At 63.1% G+C, this 24924-nt stretch carries 27 protein-coding genes; 16 read left to right on the top strand and 11 right to left on the bottom strand.

Annotation, left to right across the window (positions count from 1 at the left end):
- Positions 1 to 69: 69 nt before the first annotated feature.
- The gene (locus VLT15_01820) at positions 70 to 480 is read left to right on the top strand and encodes a cytochrome c (GenBank protein HSR43953.1); all 411 of its coding nucleotides are present in this window, start codon (positions 70 to 72) and stop codon (positions 478 to 480) included.
- Positions 481 to 517: 37 nt separating this feature from the next.
- Here VLT15_01820 and VLT15_01815 read toward each other — a convergent pair whose 3' ends face one another.
- Both VLT15_01815 and merB read right to left on the bottom strand, forming a co-directional pair.
- The gene (locus VLT15_01815; GenBank protein HSR43952.1) at positions 518 to 910 is read right to left on the bottom strand and encodes a DoxX family protein; all 393 of its coding nucleotides are present in this window, start codon (positions 908 to 910) and stop codon (positions 518 to 520) included.
- 354 nt (positions 911 to 1264) lie between these two features.
- Positions 1265 to 1702, bottom strand: coding sequence for an organomercurial lyase (merB, locus tag VLT15_01810; GenBank protein HSR43951.1), 438 nt, complete (start codon positions 1700 to 1702; stop codon positions 1265 to 1267).
- 229 nt (positions 1703 to 1931) lie between these two features.
- On the opposite strand from merB, the gene VLT15_01805 reads away from it, so the two are divergent.
- The 5 genes from VLT15_01805 to VLT15_01785 all read left to right on the top strand — a co-directional run bounded on the left by VLT15_01805 (position 1932) and on the right by VLT15_01785 (position 7658).
- Positions 1932 to 3668 (top strand): ABC transporter substrate-binding protein, encoded by a 1737-nt coding sequence (locus VLT15_01805; protein HSR43950.1) that lies wholly within the window; start codon positions 1932 to 1934, stop codon positions 3666 to 3668.
- Between the two features lie 116 nt (positions 3669 to 3784).
- Entirely contained in the window at positions 3785 to 4708 is a 924-nt protein-coding gene (locus VLT15_01800; protein HSR43949.1) for an ABC transporter permease, read from the top strand.
- Positions 4701 to 5615, top strand: a complete 915-nt coding sequence (locus VLT15_01795) for an ABC transporter permease (protein HSR43948.1) — start codon at positions 4701 to 4703, stop codon at positions 5613 to 5615. The genes VLT15_01800 and VLT15_01795 overlap by 8 nt, the downstream gene beginning before the upstream one ends.
- A 2-nt stretch (positions 5616 to 5617) precedes the next feature.
- Entirely contained in the window at positions 5618 to 6646 is a 1029-nt protein-coding gene (locus VLT15_01790) for an ABC transporter ATP-binding protein (GenBank protein ID HSR43947.1), read from the top strand.
- Positions 6636 to 7658, top strand: coding sequence for a dipeptide ABC transporter ATP-binding protein (locus tag VLT15_01785; GenBank protein HSR43946.1), 1023 nt, complete (start codon positions 6636 to 6638; stop codon positions 7656 to 7658). Before VLT15_01790 ends, VLT15_01785 begins: the two co-directional genes overlap by 11 nt.
- 29 nt (positions 7659 to 7687) lie before the next feature.
- On the opposite strand, the gene VLT15_01780 is transcribed toward VLT15_01785, so the two are convergent.
- The 6 genes from VLT15_01780 to VLT15_01755 form a co-directional block, all read right to left on the bottom strand.
- Positions 7688 to 8503, bottom strand: coding sequence for a CPBP family intramembrane glutamic endopeptidase (locus tag VLT15_01780; GenBank protein ID HSR43945.1), 816 nt, complete (start codon positions 8501 to 8503; stop codon positions 7688 to 7690).
- Between the two features lie 60 nt (positions 8504 to 8563).
- Complete coding sequence (locus VLT15_01775; GenBank protein HSR43944.1) at positions 8564 to 8908, bottom strand: hypothetical protein; 345 nt, start codon at positions 8906 to 8908, stop codon at positions 8564 to 8566.
- 109 nt (positions 8909 to 9017) lie between these two features.
- The gene (locus VLT15_01770) at positions 9018 to 9248 is read right to left on the bottom strand and encodes an Lrp/AsnC ligand binding domain-containing protein (protein ID HSR43943.1); all 231 of its coding nucleotides are present in this window, start codon (positions 9246 to 9248) and stop codon (positions 9018 to 9020) included.
- A gap of 146 nt (positions 9249 to 9394) precedes the next feature.
- The gene (locus VLT15_01765; protein HSR43942.1) at positions 9395 to 9619 is read right to left on the bottom strand and encodes a DUF1858 domain-containing protein; all 225 of its coding nucleotides are present in this window, start codon (positions 9617 to 9619) and stop codon (positions 9395 to 9397) included.
- A gap of 147 nt (positions 9620 to 9766) precedes the next feature.
- Positions 9767 to 10132, bottom strand: a complete 366-nt coding sequence (locus tag VLT15_01760) for a DUF4870 domain-containing protein (GenBank protein ID HSR43941.1) — start codon at positions 10130 to 10132, stop codon at positions 9767 to 9769.
- A 273-nt stretch (positions 10133 to 10405) separates the two neighbouring features.
- Positions 10406 to 11032 (bottom strand): class I SAM-dependent methyltransferase, encoded by a 627-nt coding sequence (locus tag VLT15_01755; GenBank protein ID HSR43940.1) that lies wholly within the window; start codon positions 11030 to 11032, stop codon positions 10406 to 10408.
- A 154-nt stretch (positions 11033 to 11186) separates the two neighbouring features.
- Between VLT15_01755 and VLT15_01750 the strand changes: the two genes are divergently transcribed.
- From VLT15_01750 to VLT15_01730, 5 genes are all read left to right on the top strand, one after another.
- A complete protein-coding gene (locus VLT15_01750) occupies positions 11187 to 11456 on the top strand; it encodes a DUF5661 family protein (protein HSR43939.1) in 270 nt (89 codons plus the stop codon).
- Between the two features lie 233 nt (positions 11457 to 11689).
- A complete protein-coding gene (locus tag VLT15_01745) occupies positions 11690 to 13003 on the top strand; it encodes an aminotransferase class I/II-fold pyridoxal phosphate-dependent enzyme (GenBank protein ID HSR43938.1) in 1314 nt (437 codons plus the stop codon).
- Positions 12979 to 14181, top strand: coding sequence for a M20 family metallopeptidase (locus tag VLT15_01740; protein HSR43937.1), 1203 nt, complete (start codon positions 12979 to 12981; stop codon positions 14179 to 14181). The genes VLT15_01745 and VLT15_01740 overlap by 25 nt, the downstream gene beginning before the upstream one ends.
- Before the next feature lie 247 nt (positions 14182 to 14428).
- Complete coding sequence (locus tag VLT15_01735; protein ID HSR43936.1) at positions 14429 to 15397, top strand: ABC transporter ATP-binding protein; 969 nt, start codon at positions 14429 to 14431, stop codon at positions 15395 to 15397.
- Positions 15394 to 16806, top strand: a complete 1413-nt coding sequence (locus tag VLT15_01730; protein HSR43935.1) for an ABC transporter permease subunit — start codon at positions 15394 to 15396, stop codon at positions 16804 to 16806. Before VLT15_01735 ends, VLT15_01730 begins: the two co-directional genes overlap by 4 nt.
- Before the next feature lie 63 nt (positions 16807 to 16869).
- On the opposite strand, the gene VLT15_01725 is transcribed toward VLT15_01730, so the two are convergent.
- Complete coding sequence (locus VLT15_01725) at positions 16870 to 17475, bottom strand: DUF2807 domain-containing protein (protein ID HSR43934.1); 606 nt, start codon at positions 17473 to 17475, stop codon at positions 16870 to 16872.
- Positions 17476 to 17597: 122 nt separating this feature from the next.
- The gene (locus tag VLT15_01720; protein ID HSR43933.1) at positions 17598 to 17888 is read right to left on the bottom strand and encodes a hypothetical protein; all 291 of its coding nucleotides are present in this window, start codon (positions 17886 to 17888) and stop codon (positions 17598 to 17600) included.
- Between the two features lie 412 nt (positions 17889 to 18300).
- Between VLT15_01720 and VLT15_01715 the strand changes: the two genes are divergently transcribed.
- The 5 genes from VLT15_01715 (at position 18301) to VLT15_01695 (ending at position 24546) form a co-directional block, all read left to right on the top strand.
- On the top strand, positions 18301 to 18774 hold the full coding sequence (locus VLT15_01715; protein ID HSR43932.1) for a MarR family transcriptional regulator: 474 nt from the start codon (positions 18301 to 18303) through the stop codon (positions 18772 to 18774).
- Between the two features lie 3 nt (positions 18775 to 18777).
- A complete protein-coding gene (locus VLT15_01710; GenBank protein HSR43931.1) occupies positions 18778 to 19503 on the top strand; it encodes an ABC transporter ATP-binding protein in 726 nt (241 codons plus the stop codon).
- A 9-nt stretch (positions 19504 to 19512) separates the two neighbouring features.
- Positions 19513 to 21954 (top strand): FtsX-like permease family protein, encoded by a 2442-nt coding sequence (locus VLT15_01705; GenBank protein ID HSR43930.1) that lies wholly within the window; start codon positions 19513 to 19515, stop codon positions 21952 to 21954.
- A 298-nt stretch (positions 21955 to 22252) separates the two neighbouring features.
- Entirely contained in the window at positions 22253 to 23950 is a 1698-nt protein-coding gene (locus tag VLT15_01700) for an ATP-dependent DNA helicase RecQ (GenBank protein ID HSR43929.1), read from the top strand.
- A 122-nt stretch (positions 23951 to 24072) separates the two neighbouring features.
- A complete protein-coding gene (locus VLT15_01695) occupies positions 24073 to 24546 on the top strand; it encodes a hypothetical protein (GenBank protein ID HSR43928.1) in 474 nt (157 codons plus the stop codon).
- Between the two features lie 32 nt (positions 24547 to 24578).
- Here VLT15_01695 and VLT15_01690 read toward each other — a convergent pair whose 3' ends face one another.
- Positions 24579 to 24884 carry a hypothetical protein gene (locus VLT15_01690; protein HSR43927.1) on the bottom strand — a complete coding sequence of 102 codons (306 nt, stop codon included), beginning with the start codon at positions 24882 to 24884 and terminating at the stop codon, positions 24579 to 24581.
- Positions 24885 to 24924 lie beyond the last annotated feature (40 nt).

The raw sequence follows: 24924 nt of genomic DNA, 5'->3' as shown, positions 1-24924 counted from the left end.
CCCGGCGCCCGGTCCTGCTGATATCGTGTCCGTATTCGCCAAAGGAGCACCGACCGTATGCGCGTGCTGATGTGGATTGTCGTCGCAGCCGTCGCAATATCGGGCTGCGGAGAATCGAGCGACGGATCTCCTCTGGCCGAGGGAAAGAGGATCTACGCCGACCTGTGCTCGGTGTGCCACGGTTCTACCGGCGACGGCGGAGTTGGACCGGCCCTGGACGGTGTGGCCGTCACATGGCCTTCCTGCCGGGACCAGATTGCCTGGATCCGTCTCGGTTCAGAAGGATGGAAGTCCGAGGTCGGGGATACCTACGGCGCCACCGGGAAGCCGGTCAACGGGGGCATGCCTGCCCAAATGGGAAAACTGCTCGACTCGGAGATAGCGGCCGTTGCAGCGTTCGAGCGAGTTATCTACGGCGGAGTCGAAGAATCCGCAGCACTGGCAGACTGCGGCCTTGCAGGAACGTCGAGCCGGGACTGAGCCGGTCGTGGCCTGACCCTGCGGAGGCCTTCCGCAGTCAGCTCCTGGTTGAAACTGCCAGCGGCGTCACCTTCCAGCGGGCGTATCCCAGGTAGCCGGCGATCACCGCCAGCACGACGTTGTTGGCGACATTCCCGCCCTCGCCCCGGCTGATATGCCAGAGCGCAGCGCCAAACATCACCGCCACGAGGCCGAACGCCGCCAGAACCGTCAGGCCGGGCATGATCTTCGTGAGGCCGGGGATTATGAGGCCGAGTCCACCGAGAATCTCAGCTATCCCGCTCGCGACATGCAAGCCGTCGGACAGTTCGTACATCCAACCCATCAACTCGGGTAAGCCATCCGGCACGATGAAGTGCATCACCCCGATAGCCACGAAGTACAAACCGAATACGATCTGCAGTATCCAGAGAGTCCGATTAGAACCCATTACAGTCCCCTCCTCGTTTGCTCACCGACACACATCGGACCGGCGCTGCGACTGTAGCCGAGAGCCGCGCAGCGGGTCGGAGAGACCTATCGCAAACGTCCCCGTGCCGGCGGGCAGTTACTCCGCAACCGCTCAGCTCAAAGCCCAAAACGGGCCGGTCAGTCCGAACCGACTCAGGACCGTCTGCGCCTCGGCCGGGCCGGACCGCCTCCAGTCCGGGTCGAATCTCCCGCGGTACCAGACCTTCGCCATCTCATACATAGTCTGAACGTCGACCACCGCTCCGCGCGCGTGGCCCGTTCGAGTCAGCCACTCACCGAGTTCTCGTTCCGACCGGAACGCCAGTATGTTCGCTCAGGTGTGGACTATGTCATCCCAGAACTCTCGTGCAGGTACGAGCAAGTGAACCACTCCACCCGGAGACACGTTCCCGCCCTCGACGATCCACTCGACGTCCCCGCCATCGATCGGAGATTGGGTCGCGTAGGATCCATCACCCAGCAACGCGAGGATTGCCAGTCCGTCCCAAGCACAGTTGGCGAACCAGGTTCGATCGCCGATCGTCACCACATGGTCGGTCCGGACACCTGAGAACGGGTGAGCCATCCAGACGGCCGGCTCACCCGGGAGGAGGGTGATGGTATGCGAATCTGCCAGCCGTCGGAGACCTTCCGCCACCTCTGGAGTTGCGAGGCCGAGGGTTTCGGCCGTCTGCTCCGCGGACGGCGCACCGCCGTGGTCGCGGAAATGCTGGTAGATGTGCGTCCGCACGCTCCGCTCGACAGAGTCCATGCCGTCAGGCTAACCATCGGGATGGCGACGACTGCCGGAGATGGGTTGATGTTCGACGATTCAGCCCTATGGGATGTTCAAGACCGCAGAGCCGGCGACACAGTTTTCGGCATCGCACGCTATTCCACCGATTCTGTCTATACAATGGAATACGTTCTCAACAGGAGAGCACTGCATCTTTACTTTCCTGGCCGCGCTCGCGGCACGAGAGCAACAAGGAGGAATCCATATGAGATCATCCAAAGGACCCTGGCTGCGGTTTATCGCGGTCATCACGGTGTTGATGCTGATACTCGCCGCATGCGGCGACGACGCCGCGGTGACCGAGACAACAGCAGCAACAGGAGACACGACGGCCGACACCGGCTCGGACGATGGAGGCACCACCGCGACGACGGCCACCGACTCCACGGAGCCCATGGCTGCCCCGGAGGGAGTGTTCTCGACTTTCATCATCGAGCCTGAGCACCTGACGCCAACCACGTCCAACGAATCGGAGGGCGTTGCAGTGCTGCGGGCGCTGTTCAGCGGTCTGGTTGCTTACGACGTACGCACATCGGAGCCGCGCAACCAGGTGGCCGAGTCCGTTGTCTCAGACGACGGTGGCGTCAACTGGACGATCACCCTCAAGGATGGTTGGACGTTCCATGATGGAAGTCCGGTCACGGCCAACTCGTTCGTAGACGCCTGGAACTTCGCGGCGTACGGACCCAACGGCCAGCAGAACAACAGCTTCTACAGCATCATTGCCGGCTACGACGAAGTGAACCCCGCCGAGGGCGACCCGACTGCCGAGACACTATCCGGTCTGGCGGTTGTCGACGACCTGACCTTCACAGTCGAGTTGGCGGCAGCCGATCCACAGTTCCCGGTCCGGCTCGGATACGGGGCCTACTTCCCGCTTCCGGCCGCATTCTTCGAGGGTGACCTCACTCCGGAGGAGCGGGTCGCTGCCTTCGATGAATCCCCGATCGGTAATGGGCCGTTCATGATGGACGGGGTGTGGGAGCACAACGTCCAGATCGCCACGACCTACTACCCGGACTACGCGGGAGACGACTTCCCGCATGCCGCCGGGATCATCTTCCAGATCTACGCGGATGAGGCGACGGCCTACAACGACCTTCTGGCCGGCAACCTGGACGTGATGGACAACATCCCGTCCGAGCAGGTCCCGAATGCAGCCGCCGATTTCGGCGACGCCTACCAGACCTCGTCGCAAACTTCGTTCACGTATCTGGGCTTCCCGTCGTATATCGAGGAGCTGACCCCGGATCTGCGCAGGGCATTCTCCATGGCAATCGATCGTGATCTGATCATGGAGACCGTCTTGAACGGAGCCTTCTTCCCGGCGAAGTCGGTAATCCCGCCGAGCTTGCCCGGCTATCGCGAGTACGTCTGTGACTACTGGGAATACGACCCGGTTGCCGCCAAGGAGTTGTACGACGCAGCCGGTGGCTGGACGGGCCCGATGACGATGTGGTTCAACAGCGGCTCGGGGCACGATCTCTGGGTCGAAGCCGTTTCGAACATGTGGCGCGAGACCTTCGGGATCGAAGAGTTCGTGTTCGAGCAGCTTCCGTTCGCGGAGTACTTGCCGTTCATCGACGCGCGCGAGATAACCGGCCCATTCCGCCTTGGTTGGGGAATGGACTATCCGTCTCCGCAGAACTTCCTGGAGCCACTGTTTGCTTCGTACAACGCAGCACCCGTCGGATCGAACAACGCTATCTACGACAGCGCCGAGTTCGACGCTGCTTTGGCCGCGGGCAACGCTGCCGCAGTGGACGGCCTCGACGCAGCGATCCCTGACTATCAGCGGGCCGAGGACATCCTCTGCAACGACGTCCCCGTTGCCCCGATCTACTTCAGGCAGAACCACTTCGCCCACTCGGGCGGTGTTGAAGGCCTGTGGGTGGATGCGCAGGGTGACATCAACTACACGGAGATTCGCGTAGTCCCGTAACCGAACCAGACAGGAACAAGAAAGTAGAGGGGCGGTCTAGATCGCCCCTCTACTGTTCCATCATCGCCCCGTCCGGCACACTAGGGTGACACCGCGCATTCGAGAAGAGAGACAGTATGGGCCGATACTTGGTTCGCCGTGTGTTGCTTTTCATACCAGTCTTTCTCGGCGCGACGTTCCTGATCTTCGCGCTGGTCTTTCTGATTCCGGGTGACCCGATCAGGGCGCTGGCCGGAGACCGCCAGATGTCCCAATCGACCCTGACCGCTTTGCGGGATCGCTACAACCTCGACGAACCATTCCTCACGCAGTACGGGTTGTACGTGGGTGGAATCGTCCAGGGAGACTTCGGTACCGATTTCCGCGGTCGTGAGGTCACCGAAATCATGAGCGAGCGAATTCCCGTCACTTTTCGTCTTGCTCTCTATGCGTTCATCTTCGAGTTGATTCTCGGGATCCTGGCGGGGATCCTGGCCGGGATCAGGAAGGGGGGATTCATGGACAATCTCGTCCTTGTCTCTACCACTGCCGTGATCTCGATACCGATCTTCGTCCTCGCCTTCATCGCGCAGATCTGGCTGGGTGTGGAGTGGCACATCTTCCCTGTTGCGGGCATTCGAGAAGGCAACTGGAGCTACTTCCTGCCGGCGATCGTGCTCGGCTCCGTCTCGCTGGCCTACATCGCCCGGCTCACCCGTACGAGTCTCGTCGAGAACTTGCGTGCCGACTATGTGCGGACGGCCACGGCGAAAGGGCTGCGACGACGCCGGGTGGTCGGAGTCCATGCATTGCGCAACTCGCTCATTCCGGTGATCACCTATCTCGGCGTCGACCTGGGTGCACTGATGGGAGGTGCGATCATCACGGAAACAGTTTTCAATTTGCCGGGACTCGGTCGAGCGGTGTTCGATGCCGTCGGCCGGCAGGAAGGGACCGTGGTGGTCGGAATCGTGACGTTTCTCGTGCTGATCTACATGGTCTCCAATCTTCTCGTCGACGTTATGTACGCAGTTCTCGACCCACGGATTCGCTATGACTGACGATCAGAGGTTCGACTCAACCGACCCTGCGGTCACGGAACTCGAGGTCGAGTCGGCCGGCAAACCCGCCAGTCTGTGGAGCGATGCCTGGAAAGAGTTGCGCACGAGTCCGATATTCATAGTCTCGGCGTTGCTGATCATCGTGTTCATCGTCATGGCGATCGCCCCTTCATTGTTTACCGGCGCCGATCCCTTGGCCTGCAACCTTCGCAACTCTCTGGAAACTCCAAGCGCAGAACATTGGTTCGGATTCGATGTGCAGGGTTGCGACTATGTGGCCAGGACCGTGTACGGGGCGAGGGTGTCGATCTCGATCGGACTGATCGTGACCGTCTTCGCAGTACTCATTGCCCTGGTCCTGGGTTCGCTGGCCGGATACTACGGAGGGATCCTCGACACGATCATCGCCCGCATAACCGACATCTGGTTTGCGATCCCGACCATTCTGGGAGGAATCGTCGTCTTGAGCCTTCTCCAGGAACGTGGGCTTTGGCAGGTCAGCCTGGTACTCGTCTTGCTGGGCTGGCCGACCATGTTGCGGCTCTTGCGGTCGGCCGTCCTCTCGGCCAGAGAACAGGACTACATCGACGCGGCCAGGGCACTCGGCGCCAGCGACTTCCGGATCATCGTCCGGCACATTCTTCCAAACGCGATTGCTCCGGTCATCGTGTACGCCACCATCACCGTCGGTGTCATCATCTCGGCTGAGGCGGCACTCTCATTCCTCGGAGTCGGGCTCCAACTGCCGGCAGTCTCCTGGGGATTGATGATCTCGGGCTCCCAGACCCGGATCCTTCAATACCCTCACCTGCTGCTGTTTCCGGGAGTGTTTCTCAGCATGACGGTGTTCAGCTTCATCCTCATGGGCGACGCCCTGCGGGATGCTCTCGATCCGAAGTTGAGATGAGTATGGCCTCCAACCGAGTCATCGCGGACGACCTGTTCGATTCAACAGCCCGGTTGCTGGAAGTCGACGACGTCAAGGTCGAATTCCGGTTGCGGGCCGGAGTGGTCAAAGCCGTAGATGGAGTCAGCTACACACTCGACAGGGGCGAAACCCTCGCCATCGTGGGGGAGTCGGGTTCGGGAAAGACGGTGAGCGCCCAGGCGATAATGGGCATCATCGATTCGCCACCGGGCTTCATCACCAACGGCCAAGCTCGTTTTCGCGGCGTCGATCTCTTCTCTCTTCCGGAGGCCGAACGTCGCAAGGTGCGCGGTGACAAGATCGCCATGGTCTTTCAAGATGCCCTCACAGCCCTCAATCCGGTATTCAGTGTCGGCTGGCAGATCGGTGAGATGTTTCGCAAACACCGCGGCACTTCCAGGTCCGAAGCCAAAGAGAAGGCGATCGAGTTGATGGAGCGCGTGCGGATTCCGGATGCACGCCGGCGCGTCAACAGTTACCCGCACGAGTTCTCCGGAGGAATGCGGCAGCGCGTGATGATTGCAATGTCGCTGGCGCTCGACCCGGACATCCTGATCGCGGACGAACCGACGACCGCGCTCGACGTGACCGTCCAGGCGCAGATCATGGAACTACTGGCCGAGTTGCAGCAGGAGACGGGGATGGGCCTGATCCTGATCACGCATGACCTGGCCGTGGTGGCAGAGGTGGCCGATCGGGTGGCCGTCATGTACGCAGGCAAGATCGTGGAGACGGGAGACATCGGTCCGGTCTACCACGAACCCTCCCACCCCTACACGCTGGGTCTGATGGGTTCTCTGGCGCGGCCCGACATGAAGCTGGGCGAGCGGCTCCAGGCCATCGTCGGATCACCCCCCGATCTGCTCCATGTACCTCCGGGCTGTTCCTTCCATCCCCGCTGTCCCTTCATTCGGCCATTGTGCCGAACGGACGATCCGGCACTCACCCAGATAACACCGGGGCGCAGCACCGCATGCCATTTCGCCGAGGAGGTTCTCCGTGGCCGCTGACAACTCGGTGATCTTGCGGGTGGAGAACCTGGTCAAGCATTTCCCGATCACCCAGGGGATCGTGCTGAGGCGCCAGGTTGGGACGATCAAGGCGGTCGATGGTCTTGACTTCGAGTTGCGCAAAGGGGAGACCCTCGGCCTGGTCGGTGAGTCGGGATGCGGGAAGTCAACCGTCGCCCGAACACTGTTGCGCCTGGAACAGCCGACCGGCGGACGGGCGATCTTCAAGGAGCGCGACATCTTCGAGTTGCGCCGCAGGGAGCTTCGCGAGATGCGTCGCAACATTCAGATCATCTTCCAGGACCCGTACGCGTCTCTCAATCCCCGCATGACTGTGGGTGACATCGTCGGCGAACCGTGGGCGATCCACAGCGGAGTTGTCCCCAAGAAGCAGCGGAGAAGTCGGGTTGCCGAACTGCTCGAACTGGTCGGCCTGAACCCGGATCACATAAACCGGTTCCCACATCAGTTCTCCGGCGGGCAGCGGCAAAGGATCGGCGTGGCGCGTGCTCTGGCTCTCAACCCCGAGATCATCATCTGCGACGAACCGGTATCCGCGCTGGACGTCTCGGTGCAGGCCCAGGTGGTCAATCTCCTCGAGGATATCCAGGACGAACTCGGTCTCTCCTACATCTTCATTGCGCACGATCTATCCGTGGTTCGCCACATCTCCGACCGTGTTGCCGTCATGTATCTCGGGAAGATCGTGGAGTTCGGTTCCGAGGCGGAGATCTACGAGCATCCCACCCATCCGTATACCCAGGCTCTTCTCTCGGCAGTGCCGATTCCCGATCCGGCTCTGCGCCACACGGGTGAAGGAAGGATTCTCCTGGAGGGTGACGTGCCGAGCCCGGCCGACCCGCCGTCCGGATGCCGGTTCCGCACGCGCTGCTGGAAGGCACAGGACATCTGCGCGCAGGAGGAACCGGCATTGATCGATCGGGGCACCGGCCACCTGAGCGCCTGTCACTTCGCAGAAGAACGGGAAGTCTTCGAGCACGCGGAGAGCTAGCCCTCTGCTGATGGAAGCAGGGTCGACCGTCAGCCCCCCGGTGAGTACCGGTCGTCTCCTGTGAATCTGGTCCGCCTCGTTCGACATGCGGCAGGCTGCAGCCTCTGATCGCCGCTGTTCGAGGCTCTCATATCCCGCGGGCTCGCAGAGTCGAGTGCCCACTTGTGACGGGCGACCAGATAGGAGAGCGTGTTGATCGACGCGTGAGCCAGCCACGGTGCCGCAACGGTGCCAGACCGCTCACGAAGGACGGTGAAGCCGATTCCGGCCAGGCCGGTGACCACCGCACCGATGCACGCAGCGACGCTCCGCTGCCCGACCGAAGGTGTGGAGCCGGCGGCCGCACCCATCTCTGCGTACTGCCGGTAGGTTGGGAGGATGTGCCAGGTCCCAAACGCGACGGCGGAGACGAACCGGGCGGCACTCGTCCCCGATCTCCGTCTCCACAATGCGTCGAGCACTCCACGAAACGCTACCTCCTCGAAGAGCGCCGTTCCCAGAGGAAAACGGGCGATGACCCTGTAAGCCGCTTCGGCGCTCCCGTGGCCGCGTGCTCGCCTGTCCAGCAGCCAACGGTCGAAGCGGCGAGTCGAGGACGCGCCGAGGGCGGCGACACCGGCACCAACCCCGACCGCGCCGCCGAGTCTCAGGCCCTCCCGCAGCCCGGCCCGACCCAGTCCGAGAGACTCGAGGGACGTTCCCGACCGATGGGCGAACGCCACCAGGCCGGCAGTCATCGCCAGGTTGGCCGGCACATAGGCCCGTTCGGGGATGACCACGTTCTGGACGAAGTTATAGGCGGCGAGGACTCCAACGACCGTCGCGGCGGGATCGGGAGAGACCATGAGCCGACACTAGGCGGATGAGCCGCAGATGCCACCGGCTGCGTACGCAGGGGCCTCGGTTCAAGACCTGCCGGGCACCGGCTCCAGATCCATCGCCTTGTCCGGGGTCAGCATCTCGTAGAACTCGATCCACGAGTCCACGGTCAGGTCTCGCAGCCGGGCACCCAGCTCGGCAGCCTCGGGAATCGAGGGCTCATTGCGACCGTAGGGTGAGCGGATCACATCGTCGGTCCACTCCATGTAGACGACATCGGTCTCGCCGGGCAACGTGGTGCCGTTGAAGTACACCGTGACTTCCGACCGGCGGCCGGCCTCGTGATATAGCTCACCGATGCGTGCCGCGATGGTGGCCGCCTCGCGAGCCGAGCGGGGCTTCACCTGATAGACGCGCCGGATAACGTACATGGTTCCCTCTCTCGTTGGGTAGTGGGACGCTACTCACACGTTCTCGCACTCGTATCTGCGATTGATCGTCGTACGCGCAGGATGGCCGACCCGGGAAGAGCGCGCTCTTCTACAAATGAACCGGACAGGTCAGAGTCCGGGTCACCCCGTCGACCGCCTGAATCTTGCCGGTGACCAGTTTACCGAGGGACTCGAACCCGTCCGTTTCAACATGCGCGACTGCGTCGTAGGGCCCGGCCAGAACGTGGGCATCCGTGACACCGTGGATCTTCCTCAACTCCGCGATGATCAGCGGGAGTTTCTTGATGTCGGTTTGGATGAGTACGAACGCCCTTGTCATTTCCCCTCCTCAAACGCCTGTGTACGGCAAACGGTACTCGCGCCGGGCTCGACAGGGTGGGCACACGGCGGATTAGGCGGGAAGCGGTCGGCTCTCTCGGGGAGCCGGGAGGAGATTCGGCGGCCGGGGTCGCCGACTTCGGTGTCTCAGTCAGGCGGCGTCTCCGCTACCGCCGTTCGCAACGTCACGAGAAAATCATCGAGCGGCACACGATGAACTCTTGCGGCCCACTCGACTGTGAGGGCTTTGGTGATGAACTTGCGAATGTTGTATCCCGCGACTCGCTTGACGCCGAATACTTCCATCACTTCGGCGATGTCCCCATATTCCTGCAGTATCTCGGAGACCTTCGTGTCTTTTGTGATCTCCATTTCGACCTCTTCCCGCCGAACGACCGGGCCGGCCGTCGAGACCCCAGGCGAGCACCCGCTCCTATGCCCGTCCGTCTCGCGGATATCGAGCAAACGACAGAGGGGCCCCAAATCCGGGACCCCTCTGTCGTGGGAGGACTGCGTGGCTCAGGAGACGAACTCGATCGTGAACGGGTATCGGTAGTTCTCGCCGTTGGCTGCCTTCACCGACGCCACGATCACCAGCACAAACCAGGTGACCAGGACTGCCGGAAGAGCAAGCAGACCAATCAGGAGAATGATCGAGATCGCGGCAGCGATGCCGTAGATCAAAAACGATATGTTGAAGTTCAGCGCGTCCTTGGCCTGCTGTTCAACGAACGGATCGTCACGATTCAGAAGCCACACCACCAGCGGGCCGACCAGTGACGGAATGCCCACGAATGTGATGAACGCCGACAGGTGGCCCAGCATCGCCAGCTTGCGCGATTCGGAAGACACCTCGTATGCAGCGGGATAGGTATCGGAGGTCATGGAGTTTCTCCTTGTAGTGTTTTCGTCTGTACGTCCTCACCATCCCGCATTCCGCTCGCCGGGTCCATCGGGTATCTCCCCTGAAGATCCCTGACATTCGCCTCGCCCTTCAGGGGATTACCCGAGCAGGCGCCACCCTGCCCCGAACGCCGTAATCAGCCTCGGTCGCAAGCGCGAGGAGTCCCACTGAATACCCGATTCGACTCTGAGGGGAAGCCATCAGCTTCGCCGGAGGCCCGCGACGAAAGACGGCCTCCACGGGCGCGTCACCGCTCAATCGGGGGCGACCAGGAATATCCCGATATTGCCGCCGGCCACGATCTTCTCCCTCTCGAGTTCCAGGCCGGCTCCGTCGATGATGCCGGGGACGCCGCCGGAGGTCCGGAAGGTCCGGAAATGCGCGTAGTGCCCGGCCAACCGCTCCATCACCACAGACAGCATGCGCAAGGCCGGGCCCTTCCACCCCCGAAGCGACCCGATGTGGAAATCGGTGAACAACAATCGCCCATCCGGCCTGGCTACGCGAGCCATCTCAGCGACGAATGCGCCCCTCGCCTCTGCCGGCACCTCATGCAGCACCATCGAGGTCGTCACGAGATCAAAACGACCATCGGTGAATGGAAGACCCTTGCCGTCGACGTGGAGTAGTTCCGCACCATCCCCGAGTCGCTTCGAGGCCTCTCGAAGCATCGCCGCAGACACATCGACACCGGTGACCGCACAGCCCGCATCCACAAAGGCCGCCATACCCGTCCCGGTCCCGCAGCCCACATCGAGCACCTGCCAACCGGGTACGGGCGAGACGAAATCGACACCGACCCTCCGAACTCCAGCCTGGACCGGTTCTATGAGGCGGTCGTAGAACCCAGCAGAACGCTGATAAGGATCCACAGACTTCATTCGAGAAGCGTATCCCATTCGGTGCTCACCGGAGCGATCTCCCAGGCCGCGCCTCTTCCCTGCCGGCAGCGGGACGAAAGCGGCGGCCTACGGGCCCAACTCCTCTAGCGGACCGCAAGGCGGTTTGACGCGATGTGAAGAGGAGGTGGCACCAGTGTCATCATTCACTTCCGAACAAGCCGAAGAACTCGGTCGCCTGATCGGAATCGACTGGGGTCAGGCACGTTTCGACGTCGAACAGCTTCGACGAGGCCTCGACGTGGAACTCGAGCACGGCACGAGAGATCCGGCCACGAACGTATCCGACGACGACCCGCTGACGACGGCCAGAATCGCCCTGGCGCACCTCAACGAGTTCCCCGACTACTACACGCGCCTCGCCGTCATGGAACGCGAGGCGGAGGCCTATTGGGAAGACAAGTGACCGGGATGGGCCGCCGCGCCGTCCCGGTTCTCGAGTAACTCGCCCGCCGAGAAGCAAGAGTGTGGGCGGCATCGGGAGATCGCACGAATCCCCGGGACGCCGAGGCGACGGCGATCCACCCGACCGAACGACCGGACCCGCACTCTCATCGGGGGGCCAACCGTCCACGCTGCGGTGCCGGGGGGACAGAGATTCCCTATATGCTTCTGGGGCCTTCTACTGAGAGATTCTTCATGAGTTTGTTCGCCCGTCGGATCGACGACCTCGGCACGGAGAACGCCTTCACCGTTGGCGCCCATATCGAGCGCGCGGAGCGGGCAGGTGTAGACGTCATCCGCTTCAACCTGGGCGAACCCGACTTCGACTCGGCGGAGCACATCAACCGGGTAGCCATCGAACAGATCGGGGCCGGGAACAGCCACTACACGGATCCGCAAGGGATCCTCTCACTGCGGCAAGCGGTCGCCCGACATGTGGCCGTTACGCGCGACGTCGAGGTTGATCCGGGCCGGGTCGTCGTGATGCCCGGTGCCAAACCCCCGATCGGATACGCGATGGCCGCATACGTCGACCCCGGCGACGAAGTGGTCTATCCGAGCCCCGGATTCCCCATCTACGAGTCTCTCGCCGTCTATACCGGAGCGACCCCCCGCCCGCTTCACCTCCGCGAGGACCGATCCTTCGCTTTCACGGCAGCCGACCTGGCCGAAATACTCACCGACCGAACGAAGCTGATCATCCTCAACTCCCCTTCCAACCCGACGGGGGGCGTTCTCGACGGAAGCGACCTGGACGAGATCGCCGAGTTGATCCGCGCGCGGTGCAGTCCCGATGTCCGTGTATTCAGCGACGAGGTATACGAGCACATCGTCTTCGACGGCCTGGTCCATCATTCCGTCATCAGCCGTCCGGGTATGGCCGAGCGCACGGTGCTGGTGAGCGGCCACTCCAAGGGGTTCGCGATGACGGGATGGCGGTTGGGTTGGGCCGTCCTCCCGACGGTTGAAGAGTCCGAGGTGTTCACCAGGCTCAACATCAACACGATCTCCTGCGTGCCTCCGTTCATTCAGGAGGCGGGACGCGCCGCATATGAAGACCCGGCCTCGGGTTCCACCGTGGCGGAAATGGTCCAGGCATTCGAGGAACGGCGGAACTGGGTGGTCCCGGCCCTGAACGCCATCGACGGGATCCATTGCGCGATGCCCAAGGGAGCTTTCTACGTGTTTCCGAACATCGGCGGAGTCTGCGAACGACTGGGGGCGATCGAGGCGTGGGAGGCCCTTACGCCCGCCGAGCGGGCGCGAACCAGTCCCGCCGGACTAGTGCAACTCTTCTTGCTCTACCGATACGGAGTGGCAACCGTCGATCGGAACTCTTTCGGTTCGATAGGCGCCGCCGGCCAGCACTACCTCCGGATCTCAGTGGCCGCCCGCCTCGACCTGATCCAGGAGGGAGTCCGGCGTATCGGCCTCGCCGCCGGAGATGAGGAAGGTTTTCGAGCGTTCATGGAGAGGGAAAGACCGTGGGCGGAGCCGGAGCGATCATGACGGGAGACACAATGGATCCCAAGCGGCGTGCAGCCGGCCATTTCGAATCTGCGGCCGGGAAGCTGGAGGACATCAGCCGCTGGATGTATGAGCATCCCGAACTGTCGATGGCGGAGTTCGAAACGTCGGCCGCGCTCACCGCTTTCCTCTCCGAGCACGGCTTCGAGGTCGAGCATCCCGCCTACGGAATCGAGACGGCCTTCGCCGCTCGCGCCGGTACCGGCGGCCCGGAAGTCATCGTTTGCGCCGAGTACGACGCGCTGCCATCCGTCGGACACGCCTGCGGTCACAATCTGATCGCCACCGCCGCTCTGGGCACCGCCGTTGCCCTGCGCCCGCTCGTCGACGAGTTGGGAATCCGGCTCACCATTCTCGGCACCCCTGCCGAAGAAACCCATGGAGGAAAAGTCGACCTGATCCATGCCGGTGCCTTTACCGATGTTGCGGCCGCACTCATGGTGCATCCCACCCCGGAGGATCTGGCCGACCCGGCGGAACTGGCCATTCGGCACATCGAGGTCACCTTCCTGGGCAAGGAATCCCACGCGGCGATGGCGCCGCACCTCGGGATCAATGCACTCGACGCCTTCGTGCAGGCGTACGTCAATATCTCCACGCTGCGCCAGGCCCTCCCACCCACCGATCTCGTCCACGGAATCATCACCCACGGCGGCGAGGCCCCCAACATCATCCCGGCACGAACCCGCTCGTCGTGGTATCTGCGGGCGACAACATCCGGACGCCTGGCAGCCCTCTATGAGAAGGTCATGGCCTGTTTCGAAGGGGCGGCGATCGCTACCGGTTGCACGTTCGAAATCGAGGAACCGGGCCATGCGTTCGATAATCTCAAAAGCAACCCGCTGCTCGTCGATCTCTTCGTAGCCAACTGCGCCGAACTGGGCCGGAAGATGCCGCGACGCGCAGAAGCCCTGTCCGAGGCCGGCGGGTCCACCGACATGGGCAACGTGTCCCACGTGGTACCGGCCATCCAACCCACGCTTGGCCTGTACTCGGGCAACATCGTCAACCATCAGCCCGAGTTCGCCGCCTACACCCTCACCCCGAGCGGGACCCGGATGATGCGCGACGGAGCCCTCGCTATGGCCTGGACCATCATCGACCTGGCAGTCGGCAACCGTTGGCACGAGCTGGGCACGCACGGCACAGCGCTGCCGTGACAGCGGAGGATCGAATCGCGGGGCCGGCCGGCTGTAGAAACGGCCGTCCGCCATCCAACTCAACCTCTGTTCGAGGCGGTCACGATGCACGCGATTTGGGCCTTTCGCCGTCGGAACGCGTACTAGATTCGCGTTAGCTCCTTGTACATAGCAGACCACCGAACGCCTATCGGGACGGGAACCGCCACCAGCGAACGGAACTACATCTAGGGGATTGAGTTTGGACGGTTCGACTCCTCGGGCGCCGGTGCTGATTGCCGACGATCTTCGCAAGTCTTACGGGAAGAGACCGGCATTGCGTGGCCTGTCGTTCGCACTCGAGCCTGGCAGAGTGCTCGGATTTCTCGGACCGAACGGCGCAGGCAAGACGACCGCTATTCGCATACTCACCACGATCCTCGAGCCCGACAAAGGCAACTTCAGCATTGATGGCATAGGCTCCGAGCAACCCAAACTCGTGCGCCGAAGGATCGGCGTCCTTCCGGAGAGCCTTGGCCTTCCGAAGCATGTCACCGCTCTCGAGTACCTCGTGTTCTACGGCGGCCTCTACGGGCTGCCGACCGACGAGGCAAAGACAAGCGCTCTTCGACTGCTCGAAGATGTCGGATTGCGCAAGCGGGCAAAGTCATTGATTGGCAGCTACAGCCGCGGGATGCGCCAGCGACTGGGAATCGCCCGGAGCCTTGTCAACGACCCTGCGGTCGTGTTTCTCGATGAACCCACCCTGGGCCTCGACCCGCGCGGCCAGCAAGACCTCCTCGCATTAGTCAACCGGATAGCCCGCGAGCGCGACGTTGGCGTGATTCTGTGCAGTCATGCCCTGTCGGAAGTTGAGACAGTCTGCGACGACGTCGTGATCCTGAGTTTGGGCCAGGTAGTCGCCAAGGGATCGGTATCCGACGTCATCGCGCAGGCGAGGGGTAACGCCAAGCGGGGAGCAGGGGTGAGAATTCAGGTACCTCCCGAATCGACGGCTGCCGCCGTGAAGAGGTTGGATGGTCTTGCTTTCGTCAAGGCAGTCGAGGTCCAAAGCGATCGACCGGGCTGGCTGAGGGTCGACCTGGAGGAGACACAGGATCCCGGAGCGGATCTCCGCAACGGCAACAACGCCCTATCCGAACTACTGGCCGGGTCCGTCCCCGTGATGAGCTTCGAAACCCAGGGCGGACGTCTTGGTGACGTCTTCCTGCAGTTGACCGAAGGGGTGGGCGGATGAGCAACGCACCCGCCATCAAAGCGGCACCACAAGGGTCATCCCGCAAGGCCAGGCCCGCCTGGTGGCTGGTGTTCTCCAGGGAAATGACCGACCTTTGGATGGGAGGCAAGGCCCTCAACCTGGTTCTCGTGTTCTCAGTGTTGTTGGGTGGTGTGGCATTCGTGCTCGCCACCAATAGCGAGCTCAGCCTGATTCCTCCGAAAGAGATGGTCTTTGAGATGCTGCGGTTATCGCTCGCCGCGGCCGGTTTCATTTGCCTGATCATCGGTGCCGACAGCCTCAGCGGCGAGCGTGAGAGGTCCACGCTCGAGGGACTCCTCCTCACTCCCGTCAGCCGCCGCCAAATCGTCGTGGGCAAGTTCCTGGCCGCCGTTTCGCCCTGGCCCGCCGCGCTGGTGCTCAGCCTTCCATACTGGGCGCTTCTATCACAGGGTGACGAGGCCTTCGGGTTGGGCGCGCTCTGGGGGTCGATCCTGGGCAGCCTGCTCGTACCGGCCCTTGCCGCTATCGGGATGCTCGTCAGTTCCCGATCCAACACCAACCGGACGAGCATGTTCGTGAGCCTCGGCATCTACTTGTTGATCCTTGTTCCGACACAGCTACCGGGATCGGCGCAAGCCGGATCAGCCGGCCAACTCTTGAAGAAGGTGAGTCCGATGGAAGCCACGTACCACTTCCTGGAGAAGATCATCGTCAACAGCCGGACGGTGGGCGAGCTGACTGCGTTTCTAATCGCACCCGCAGCGCTTGCCGTGCTGGCGATTGGAACGCTGCTCTTCTACTCCCCGCCGCGCCTGGGCCTGGAAGCAGGCGGATCGGGCAAACGGCCCTCACGGGGAGGATCCGTCGCTGCAGCCCTGCTCGCCGTGATGCTGCTCACCGTCGCACAGGCTGCCCCGGCGACCGCCCAGGAGACCCAAGATGCCTTGATCGGGATCTCAATCGATATGGACGTCGCTACCGTCAAGACCGGTGATCCGGTCTTGTTCGATACATCCGTTACCAACGACTCCGACACCGAATCTCCGCCGCTGATCGTGGCCATGAACATCATCAACCTCGATTCCGAGGGAGATGTCGTCGACCCGGAAGACTGGTCACCCGAGAGGACCCAGTACGTGACGCCGATGGCAGCCGGCGAATCCGTCCGCCTCTCCTGGAGAGTGAATGCGATCCTGGAGGGCGACTACATGGTCTACATGGTCGTGGTCCCCGAGCCAGACGGCACCGATGCAACCAGTCACCCCGTCGCCAGTCCCGGCATCCACCTCACCGTTGATCCGTTCACCCGCCTCAACCCCGGGGGGGTTCTTCCTCTTGTCATCGCCATCCCGACCTTGTTGATGGCGGCTGTCGGGTTCGTCATGTGGCGCCAGCGGAGACGGATCAACCAGGTTGACACCGAGTGACCGCTTGTGAGTAGCGCAACCGGTTGATGCGGCCTCCCACCGTTGCGGGTGCTCGACGCGAGCTCAGTTCTCGAAATCGACGTTGGCACCGCCGCTGGTGTCGATCCCGGACTGATCGGGATCACCCGACACGGTCAGAGCCGCTCCACCCGACGCCTCACCGACGACCGACACCGAGGCAAACACACGGGCATTCGCTCCGCCGCTGATATCGACTTCGACGTTTGCCGCGTCCAGACCCGCCAGATCCACGTCGGCTCCGCCCGAAGCCGACAGGCGATAGTCGGTGGCGGTGCCAAAACCGTTCAGATCGGCGCCCCCGCTGACCTCGATGCTATCGAGGGAGTCGACGGTCACATCGACGAACCGGCCACTACCCAGTATGGAGACCGACCCGTCGAACTCGATCACCAGGGTGCCTCCGCGCACTTCGGTCACGAGCTTGCTCAGGAGGTTGTCGTCAAACGTCACCGACACAGATGGGACGGCGCCCGGGTCGACCAGCAGGTTCACGTTGATGCCCTCACTGACGTCGAGACCGTCGAATGAGCCGACGGAACGGCTCTCGGTGACCAGGTCACCCGAACCTACCGTTCCACATGCCACCACCATGAGTCCCAGCGTCACCGCCAGTACCACCAGGCCGACTCTTCCACTGAGGTGGCCCATGCACTCCTCCTTCTCGAAAGGCTGCCACAAGCCAAACCTACGCGGAGGAACCGCCCCTCGATTGTGGAATCCAGTAGCCGGACGGGCACCGGGCCCAGCAGGGCTTCAGCGGCGTTGAAGAGCTACGGACGCCTGCTGCTGATTCCTTGCAGTATCCAGGCGAAGACACCGACCAGGACGAGGGCACCGCCGACGAGCAGGCCGTATGCCCATTCGTCGGCGATGTCTCCGACCTGCCACGTGGCATCGAAGATTCCCAGGGACTGGTTGTCGCCGGCGAACATGATGAACAAGCCCAGGAAGACGGCGATCGCACCGAATATCGCCAGCATTTGCTTGACGAAACGCTGCCAGGTCGGGGGGGCCGCCTCTCTGGTCTCCTCATCGGGAGTCGTGTCGTACCTCGTTGCCATTCAGATCTCCCTTCCACCTCTCATTAGACGCCACCGAAGCGGTGGTGTCCAGAGGTGGGTGGAAGACGTCGCGAGGCCGACGGCCTCGGGCGCTCCTCCCGGATCACCGGGAAGGCGTGGCGGAGGTTCCCACCATTCAGCCGCAGGATGCAAGAAACGGGCGGGCGCCCATCCCCGCCCGACTCGCGCCTCCAGCGGGCGTCACGGCTCCGGCGCACCGAGCTTGCACTCGGCGGCCGTTCGCATACCGGACTCCGAACGAGCCTCTTGTCCCGCTGTGTTTCGCCCCTACGGCCGCGAACGGGCCGGGAACCGGAAGGCCGCGGTAGCTCTTTTCAGCAGATTCAGAACCTCTTGTAAATACTGTATCTTTGGAATATGCTTAAACAAGTCGATCAATAGAGGGAGACACATGAACGCCACTCCTGAAGAACAGCGATTCGCCGAAGAGAGCGGCCAGATGTTCGACCAGTGGTCCCTCCCCCGCATGGCCGGAAGAGTATGGGGTTTGCTCATCGTCGCCGAGGAGCCCCGCCTGTCCTCCCTCGAGCTGACCGAGCGACTCGGCACCAGTGCCGCCTCGATAAGCAGCGCAACGCGCTACCTCCTCCAGAATCAACTCATCGAACGGGTGCGCGTCCCCGGTGAAAGGCGCGAGTACTTCACCTTCAGCCCCGCCAGCCTCCGCTCGATCTACCTGCGGCGTATCGCAGCCGTTGCAGACATGCATCGTATGGCAGAAAGGGCCCTCGCCTCGTTCGAGGACCGGCCCATCGCCCATCGGCGACTGCAGGACATGCACGACTTCTACGAATGGCTCGAGCTGGAACTGGCCACCGTTCTGCGCCGCTGGGACGGCGAGAAGGGGCAAGACACCAAGGAGTAGAACATGACCGCCCCCGACCACCGCGACCTGATCGTGCTGGAGAGCGTGTCACGCAAGTACGAACTCGGACCGACCACCGTCACCGCCCTCGACGACGTCAACCTACACGTCGACGAGGGCGAGTTCGTGGTCGTGCTCGGCCCCTCCGGCTCCGGCAAGACCACTCTCATCAACCTCATCGGAGCTCTCGACACCGCCACGGAGGGCCGGATCCGTGTGGGAGAAGTCGACGTCACAACCGCCGGCCGCAAAGAGCTGTTTGCCTACAGGCGGCATCTGGTGAGCTTCATCTTTCAGAGCTTCAACATCTTCCCGGGCCTGACCGCCCGCGAAAACGTCCAGTTCGGCATCGATGCCGCCGGACGGCGGGGCGGACCCAGTGCCCAGGATGTCCTCGACCAGGTGGGCCTCGGCGACAGGGCCGAACACTTCCCGCACGAACTGTCCGGCGGAGAGCAGCAGCGGGTGGCCATCGCCCGCGCCCTGGCCACCGGCAACCCGATCCTGCTCGCCGACGAGCCCACGGGCGAACTGGACTTCAAGACAGGCGTTCAGATTCTCGAGCTGCTGCAAGCCCAGGCCGGCCCCGACAAGGCGGTCGTGGTTGTGACCCACAACCGGGAGATCTCGCGCATCGCCGACCGGGTCGTTGAACTGAGCAGCGGACGGATCGAACGCGACGGACCGCCGCGCGGAGGCCGCGCCGACGTGTCCGACCTGCATTGGTAGGAGGCCGAAATGAACTCTCTTCGCCTCTGGCTCCGATGGTCGTGGCGCGACCTCCGCAGCCACTGGGTGCGTGTCGGCGCCATCGCCTTGATCATTGCCCTCGGAACCGGCGCCTACGCCGGCCTGTCTTCGAGTGCTGCCTGGCGCCTTGCCTCCGCCGATCACAACTATGAGCTCCTCGGTATGTACGACCTGCGGGTTCGACTGAGCACGGGCAGCTTCCTGGACGAGGGTTCCCTGCTCGACCGGCTGCCCGACTCCGGGGCAATCGCAGCAGCGGAGGAAAGGCTGATCGTCCCCACTCAGGTCGATGCCTCCACTCCGGAGGAAACGATCCTCGTGCGAGGAGTCCTGGTGGGACTCGATGTCACCGACGGCGTCGCTCACATCAATCAGGTCTATCCCGCCGAAGGCCGCAAGCTGACCGGCCGTGATGCCGGGCGGCCGGCGACCATGCTCGAACGCAACTTCGCCAACTTCTACGATCTGCCCCCCACAGGGACCGTCCAGATCAGCGGCGGCCGAACCCTCGACGTGGTGGGCCACGGAATCACTCCCGAGTACTTCATCGTCCAGCCGGAAGGAGGGGCCTTCTTCTCGCAGGCCAACTACGCAGCCCTGTTCACCTCGCTCGATACGGCGCAGGACCTGGCCGGGATGCCCGATCAGGTCAACGACCTCGTGTTGCAAGTCGGCGAAGGTACTGAACCCGCCGCCCTGGCCCACCAGCTCGAGCGTTCATTTGCAAACAGCTTGCCCGACATCGGCGTGACGATCATGACCGCCGCAGATGACCTCACCTACACACTGGTCTACGAGGACATAGACAACGACCAGGCGTTCTTCAACATGCTGGCCTTCGTCATATTCGCCGGCGCGGTGGCTGCTGCTTTCAACCTGACCACCCGCCTGGTCGAACATGCCCGCCGGGAGTTCGGGATTGCAATGGCGCTCGGCGTCCCTCGCCGCCGCATCGTACTCAGACCCCTCCTGGTCGGCGCCCAGATCGCCCTGCTCGGCGTGGTGTTCGGGCTCGGCATGGGATGGCTGATCGCGGCCGGGATGCGCAACGTGCTGAGAGAATTCCTGCCGTTCGCAGAGTGGCTGACTCCCTTCCAGACCGGCCTGTTCGCACAGGCGGCCGTCACCGGGTTCGTAGTGCCATTCATCGCCTCGGCCATCCCGGCCTGGAGGGCGGTCCGGGTCAATGCGGTTGACGCGATTCGCACCGGGCATCTGGCCGCCCGTAGCGGAGGGATGTCTCGGGCGGTCAAGCGGGTCCAGATGCCGGGCAACACATTCACCAAGATGCCGTTCCGCAACTTCGTGCGTGCCCCACGCCGCACCGTCCTCACCATCCTCGGTATCGGTTCGGCGGTCGCCGTACTCGTGTTGATCCTGGGGGCCATCGATTCGTTCCTCACAACAGTCGACCGGGGCGAGATCGCGGCAACAGGAGGAGCGGAGAATCGAATCATCGTCGATTTGGACCAGGTCTACCCGACCAGCAGTCCGCCCATCGAGCAGGTGCTTGCCGCCGGATCCGTCGCCAGCGCCCACCCCAACCTGCGCGTCGGCGGGGTGCTCATCAACGCCGGGAAGGACATCGACGCAATAATCGAGTTCGTCGACTTCGACGGCGGATTGTTCCGACCGAACATAGTCGAAGGGACCGCGCCGGGCGCTCAGGCGGGTGTCGTGATCGCAGAGAAGGCGGCCGACGACCTCGACATTTCAGTGGGTGACACCGTGCGCCTTCGCCATCCCGTACGTGAGGGTCCGCTGGCCTTCTCGCTGCAGGAGACCGACTACCCGGTGACGGGCATACACGACCATCCGTTCCGCTTCTACGTCTACATGGCAGCCGAGAATGCCGGTGGGATGAGCCTCTCGGGCCTGACCAACTCGATCGACGTGGTGCCGGTCGAAGGCGCCGGCGTGGGTGACGTGCAGCGCGAGCTCTTCGAATCCTCGACGGTGGTCTCAGTGCAGAGAGCCGATTCATCAGCGAAGCTGATCCGTGATCTTCTCGATACGTTCATCGGCGTGTTTCAACTCTTCGAAGGAGTCGTCCTGCTGCTGGCCGTGCTCATTGCCTTCAACTCGGCCGGACTGGGCGTCGAGGAACGACGCCGGGAGTACGCCACGATGTTCGCCTTCGGCGTGCCACGGTGGAAAGCAGTGCGGATGATCATGATCGAGAGCACCTTGATCGGTGTCCTCGCCACCGCCCTCGGCACCGCGGGAGGCATGGGCCTGCTCGTCTGGTTCGTGCGCTCCCTCGCCTCTCAGTCGATGCCCCAGATAGGCCTGGACATCCTCCTCACACCATCATCGGTCGGCATCGCAATCGCCGTCGGGATCGTTGCCGTCGGCCTGGCGCCGTTGCTCACCGCGCCGCGCCGGCTGGGCAGAATGGATGTACCGTCCACTCTGCGGGTGATGGAGTAGGTAATCCGGGTCGGGATCAACGCCGAACCGGCATCACATACCCGGCCGGTCGGCCTAAGAAGTCCGGCACTTGCCCGGTGTCTCCTCCGAGACTCCACCGGTCGGCGACCCTTCCGTCACGGAGATCGAGGACTCTGCATTGTGTACCCTCCTCCAGGATCGCGGGCCGGCCGCCCGATCCCTGCATGATCCCCGCCGCGTAGCGCCTTTCCTCGAATGATCCATTACGGGCTTCTCGAGTTCCCGGCGGTACCAACTCATTTGCGGCTTTGTCACAGCCGGTTCGTATGATGCGCTGGTGAGCGATGCTGAGAACGGGCCGGGGACACACGACGAAGGCTATTGGGACATGCTGGCCGGCCTGGTGCCGGAAGCCGCCGAGTCGGAGCCGGTCGGAGATCGACCAGCTCCGGCCGGCCACACGACTCCACCGAAACCACCCGTTCGTGGCCCGTTCACAGAAGAGGAACTGGTCGGGACGCTCAGGGGGGCGTTCGGGTTCGAATCGTTCCGACCCGGACAGCGAGAGGTCGTCGAAACGGTGCTGCGAGGCGACGACTGCCTCGCAGTGATGCCCACCGGCTCCGGCAAGTCCTTGACCTACCAGCTGGCCGCCCGGCTGCTCGGCGGAACTACCCTCGTCATCTCTCCTTTGATTGCACTGATGAAGGACCAGGTCGACTCCGCACGGCAGACCGGCATCTCCGCCACCTTCATCAACTCCAGCCTCGAGCCCGAGGAGCGAGCCGCCCGCATCTCAACGCTGCAAGGCGGTGGATACGAGCTCGTCTACGTGGCTCCCGAAGGGCTGGCAGCCTCACTGAGATCGGTGCTCAACGGCGTCGACGTCCGGCTCATCGCCGTCGACGAAGCCCACTGCATCAGCCAGTGGGGTCACGATTTTCGGCCCGACTACCGCAAGTTGCAGAACCTGAAAGCCCGATTCGACGCACCGGTGCTGGCGCTCACCGCGACGGCCACCGCGCCGGTGCGCGCCGACATCGCGAAACAGCTCGGCCTCACGGCTCCGCTCGAGGTCCGCAATCCGTTCTTCAGGCCAAACCTCAAGCTACGGGCATACAAGAAGGGCACCCACGAAGGGCGCCGCGTGCGGGCGAGGGAACACATCGGCGCGATATGCGCGGAACGGCGCGGCGAGAGTGGGATCGTCTACACCCTGTCGCGGAAATCTGCCGAATCTACGGCAGCCTATCTGCGGGGGCTCGGCATAAAGGCAGCCGCCTACCACGCGGGGCTCGAGGCGGAGACCCGCACCCGGGTACAAGACGCGTTCGTGCGTGACGACATCCACGTCGTATGCGCCACCGTGGCATTCGGAATGGGCATCGACAAGAGCAACGTCCGCTTCGTGATCCACCGCGACATGCCCAAGTCGATCGAGTCCTACTACCAGGAGATTGGTCGAGCCGGCCGAGACGGACTCGACAGCGACTGCGTCCTCTTCTACTCGTGGGCAGACGTGGTCGGACTGGATCGGATGGTTTCCGGCAGCGACAGCTCGGAGACGCAGCGGCACCGGATCCGCCGTATGTTCGACTTCGCAGAATCAGACCTGTGCCGCCACGCGGCCGTCGTCCGCTACTTCGGCGACACGGTCGATCCCTGTGAATGGTCGTGCGACAACTGCACGGATCTGGGAGACGAACCGGCACCCGTGGCGGCCGAACGTCGCCTTCGGGATCAACCATCCGAAACACGAAGCAACCGCAGAGCCTCACCTCCCGATGCTTCGGAAGGTAATGAGGAGCTCTTCGAGGAGCTGCGCGCACTGCGGCGGGAGCTGGCCGACGCGCGGGGTTTCCCCGCCTACATAGTGTTCAACGACGCAACACTGCGGGAGATGGCGCGAACTCTCCCATCGAATGCCGACGAACTCCTCGCCGTCAACGGTGTCGGCCGGAAACGATTCGACTCGTACGGCGAAGCATTCCTGGAGGCAATCGGGAGCTGGTCCGGCAGGCACCGGCCCGGCTAGACCTTCCAAACGGCAACACGTCCAACGCGGCGGAATAGGGTCGGACGGCACTTGAAAAGTAGGCGCGGCTTCGGTCATCGTGTTCATTGCCGAGACAACCGGATACCAGGAGCCGGCCACGAATGAACACCGATCACCTCACACTGCCCGATCCGCAGCCGACCGGAAGGCGACCTACTGCAGTCGCCCGGCGCTTCGGCTACCTGATAGCAATCGCCGTGAACGCCGTCCTACTGTATGCCGTCAACAACCTGCTGGGCTGGGATGTCGTACCGTTCTTGACCGACGACCTCGAGCTGGCGATCCCGCTCATCAACCTCTCACTCATCGTGACGATGGTCGTGAACCTGAGCTACGTGTTCTTCGACGACCGCTGGTTCAAGTCGATCACCCAGATCGGACTGGCGAGCGCCAGCCTGGCGGCCACCGTGCGGTTGTATCAGGTGTTTCCCTTCGACTTCTCGGCCTACGACTTCGGCTGGGACACGCTGGCCCGGACCGTCCTGATCATCGCCATAGTCGGGATCGTCATCAGCATCTTCGCCGAGGCGGTGAAGCTCCTCGCGGCTGGGCTTCGACTGGTGAAGTCCATCTGACTTCTGAAGCCTGGAATGCCGACCCGAGAACTTCAGCCGTCTTCCCGACGCGCCCGATCCGCCTCGTAACGCTCCTCCCGGCGCGCCTTCTCGGCAGCTTCTCGCTCGACACGATGTGCCCGTTCGGCGGCTTCGCGCTCCTCCCGACGGACGCGGTCGGCTTCCTCACGCTCCGTCCGCTCTCGAGAGTCCGGATCATCCCCGTCCGCACGCCGCCCCTCGTCGTACTCGGCGCGGTCGCTCAAGCGCTCCGCCTCGTGCCGGGCATGATCCGCCTTGCGTTCCTCTTCCTCCCGGGCGCGCTCGTCACGATCCTCACTCGACCGTCTGCCATCCATCGTCTCGTCCCGTCTCGCTGCGGCGCCCTTCGCTCAGTCC

Source organism: Acidimicrobiia bacterium (assembly GCA_035471805.1).
Taxonomy (GTDB): Bacteria; Actinomycetota; Acidimicrobiia; order Spongiisociales; family JAHEDJ01; genus JAHEDJ01.
This window is presented reverse-complemented; position numbering and strand designations above follow the sequence as displayed.

Coding starts and splice junctions, on each gene's coding strand:
- VLT15_01820 (HSR43953.1), top strand. CDS start 70: ATGTGGATTGTCGTCGCAGCCGTCGCAATATCGGGCTGCGGAGAATCG.
- VLT15_01815 (HSR43952.1), bottom strand. CDS start 910: ATGGGTTCTAATCGGACTCTCTGGATACTGCAGATCGTATTCGGTTTG.
- merB (HSR43951.1), bottom strand. CDS start 1,702: ATGGACTCTGTCGAGCGGAGCGTGCGGACGCACATCTACCAGCATTTC.
- VLT15_01805 (HSR43950.1), top strand. CDS start 1,932: ATGAGATCATCCAAAGGACCCTGGCTGCGGTTTATCGCGGTCATCACG.
- VLT15_01800 (HSR43949.1), top strand. CDS start 3,785: ATGGGCCGATACTTGGTTCGCCGTGTGTTGCTTTTCATACCAGTCTTT.
- VLT15_01795 (HSR43948.1), top strand. CDS start 4,701: ATGACTGACGATCAGAGGTTCGACTCAACCGACCCTGCGGTCACGGAA.
- VLT15_01790 (HSR43947.1), top strand. CDS start 5,618: ATGGCCTCCAACCGAGTCATCGCGGACGACCTGTTCGATTCAACAGCC.
- VLT15_01780 (HSR43945.1), bottom strand. CDS start 8,503: ATGGTCTCTCCCGATCCCGCCGCGACGGTCGTTGGAGTCCTCGCCGCC.
- VLT15_01775 (HSR43944.1), bottom strand. CDS start 8,908: ATGTACGTTATCCGGCGCGTCTATCAGGTGAAGCCCCGCTCGGCTCGC.
- VLT15_01770 (HSR43943.1), bottom strand. CDS start 9,248: ATGACAAGGGCGTTCGTACTCATCCAAACCGACATCAAGAAACTCCCG.
- VLT15_01765 (HSR43942.1), bottom strand. CDS start 9,619: ATGGAGATCACAAAAGACACGAAGGTCTCCGAGATACTGCAGGAATAT.
- VLT15_01760 (HSR43941.1), bottom strand. CDS start 10,132: ATGACCTCCGATACCTATCCCGCTGCATACGAGGTGTCTTCCGAATCG.
- VLT15_01755 (HSR43940.1), bottom strand. CDS start 11,032: ATGAAGTCTGTGGATCCTTATCAGCGTTCTGCTGGGTTCTACGACCGC.
- VLT15_01745 (HSR43938.1), top strand. CDS start 11,690: ATGAGTTTGTTCGCCCGTCGGATCGACGACCTCGGCACGGAGAACGCC.
- VLT15_01730 (HSR43935.1), top strand. CDS start 15,394: ATGAGCAACGCACCCGCCATCAAAGCGGCACCACAAGGGTCATCCCGC.
- VLT15_01725 (HSR43934.1), bottom strand. CDS start 17,475: ATGGGCCACCTCAGTGGAAGAGTCGGCCTGGTGGTACTGGCGGTGACG.
- VLT15_01720 (HSR43933.1), bottom strand. CDS start 17,888: ATGGCAACGAGGTACGACACGACTCCCGATGAGGAGACCAGAGAGGCG.
- VLT15_01715 (HSR43932.1), top strand. CDS start 18,301: ATGAACGCCACTCCTGAAGAACAGCGATTCGCCGAAGAGAGCGGCCAG.
- VLT15_01710 (HSR43931.1), top strand. CDS start 18,778: ATGACCGCCCCCGACCACCGCGACCTGATCGTGCTGGAGAGCGTGTCA.
- VLT15_01705 (HSR43930.1), top strand. CDS start 19,513: ATGAACTCTCTTCGCCTCTGGCTCCGATGGTCGTGGCGCGACCTCCGC.
- VLT15_01695 (HSR43928.1), top strand. CDS start 24,073: ATGAACACCGATCACCTCACACTGCCCGATCCGCAGCCGACCGGAAGG.
- VLT15_01690 (HSR43927.1), bottom strand. CDS start 24,884: ATGGATGGCAGACGGTCGAGTGAGGATCGTGACGAGCGCGCCCGGGAG.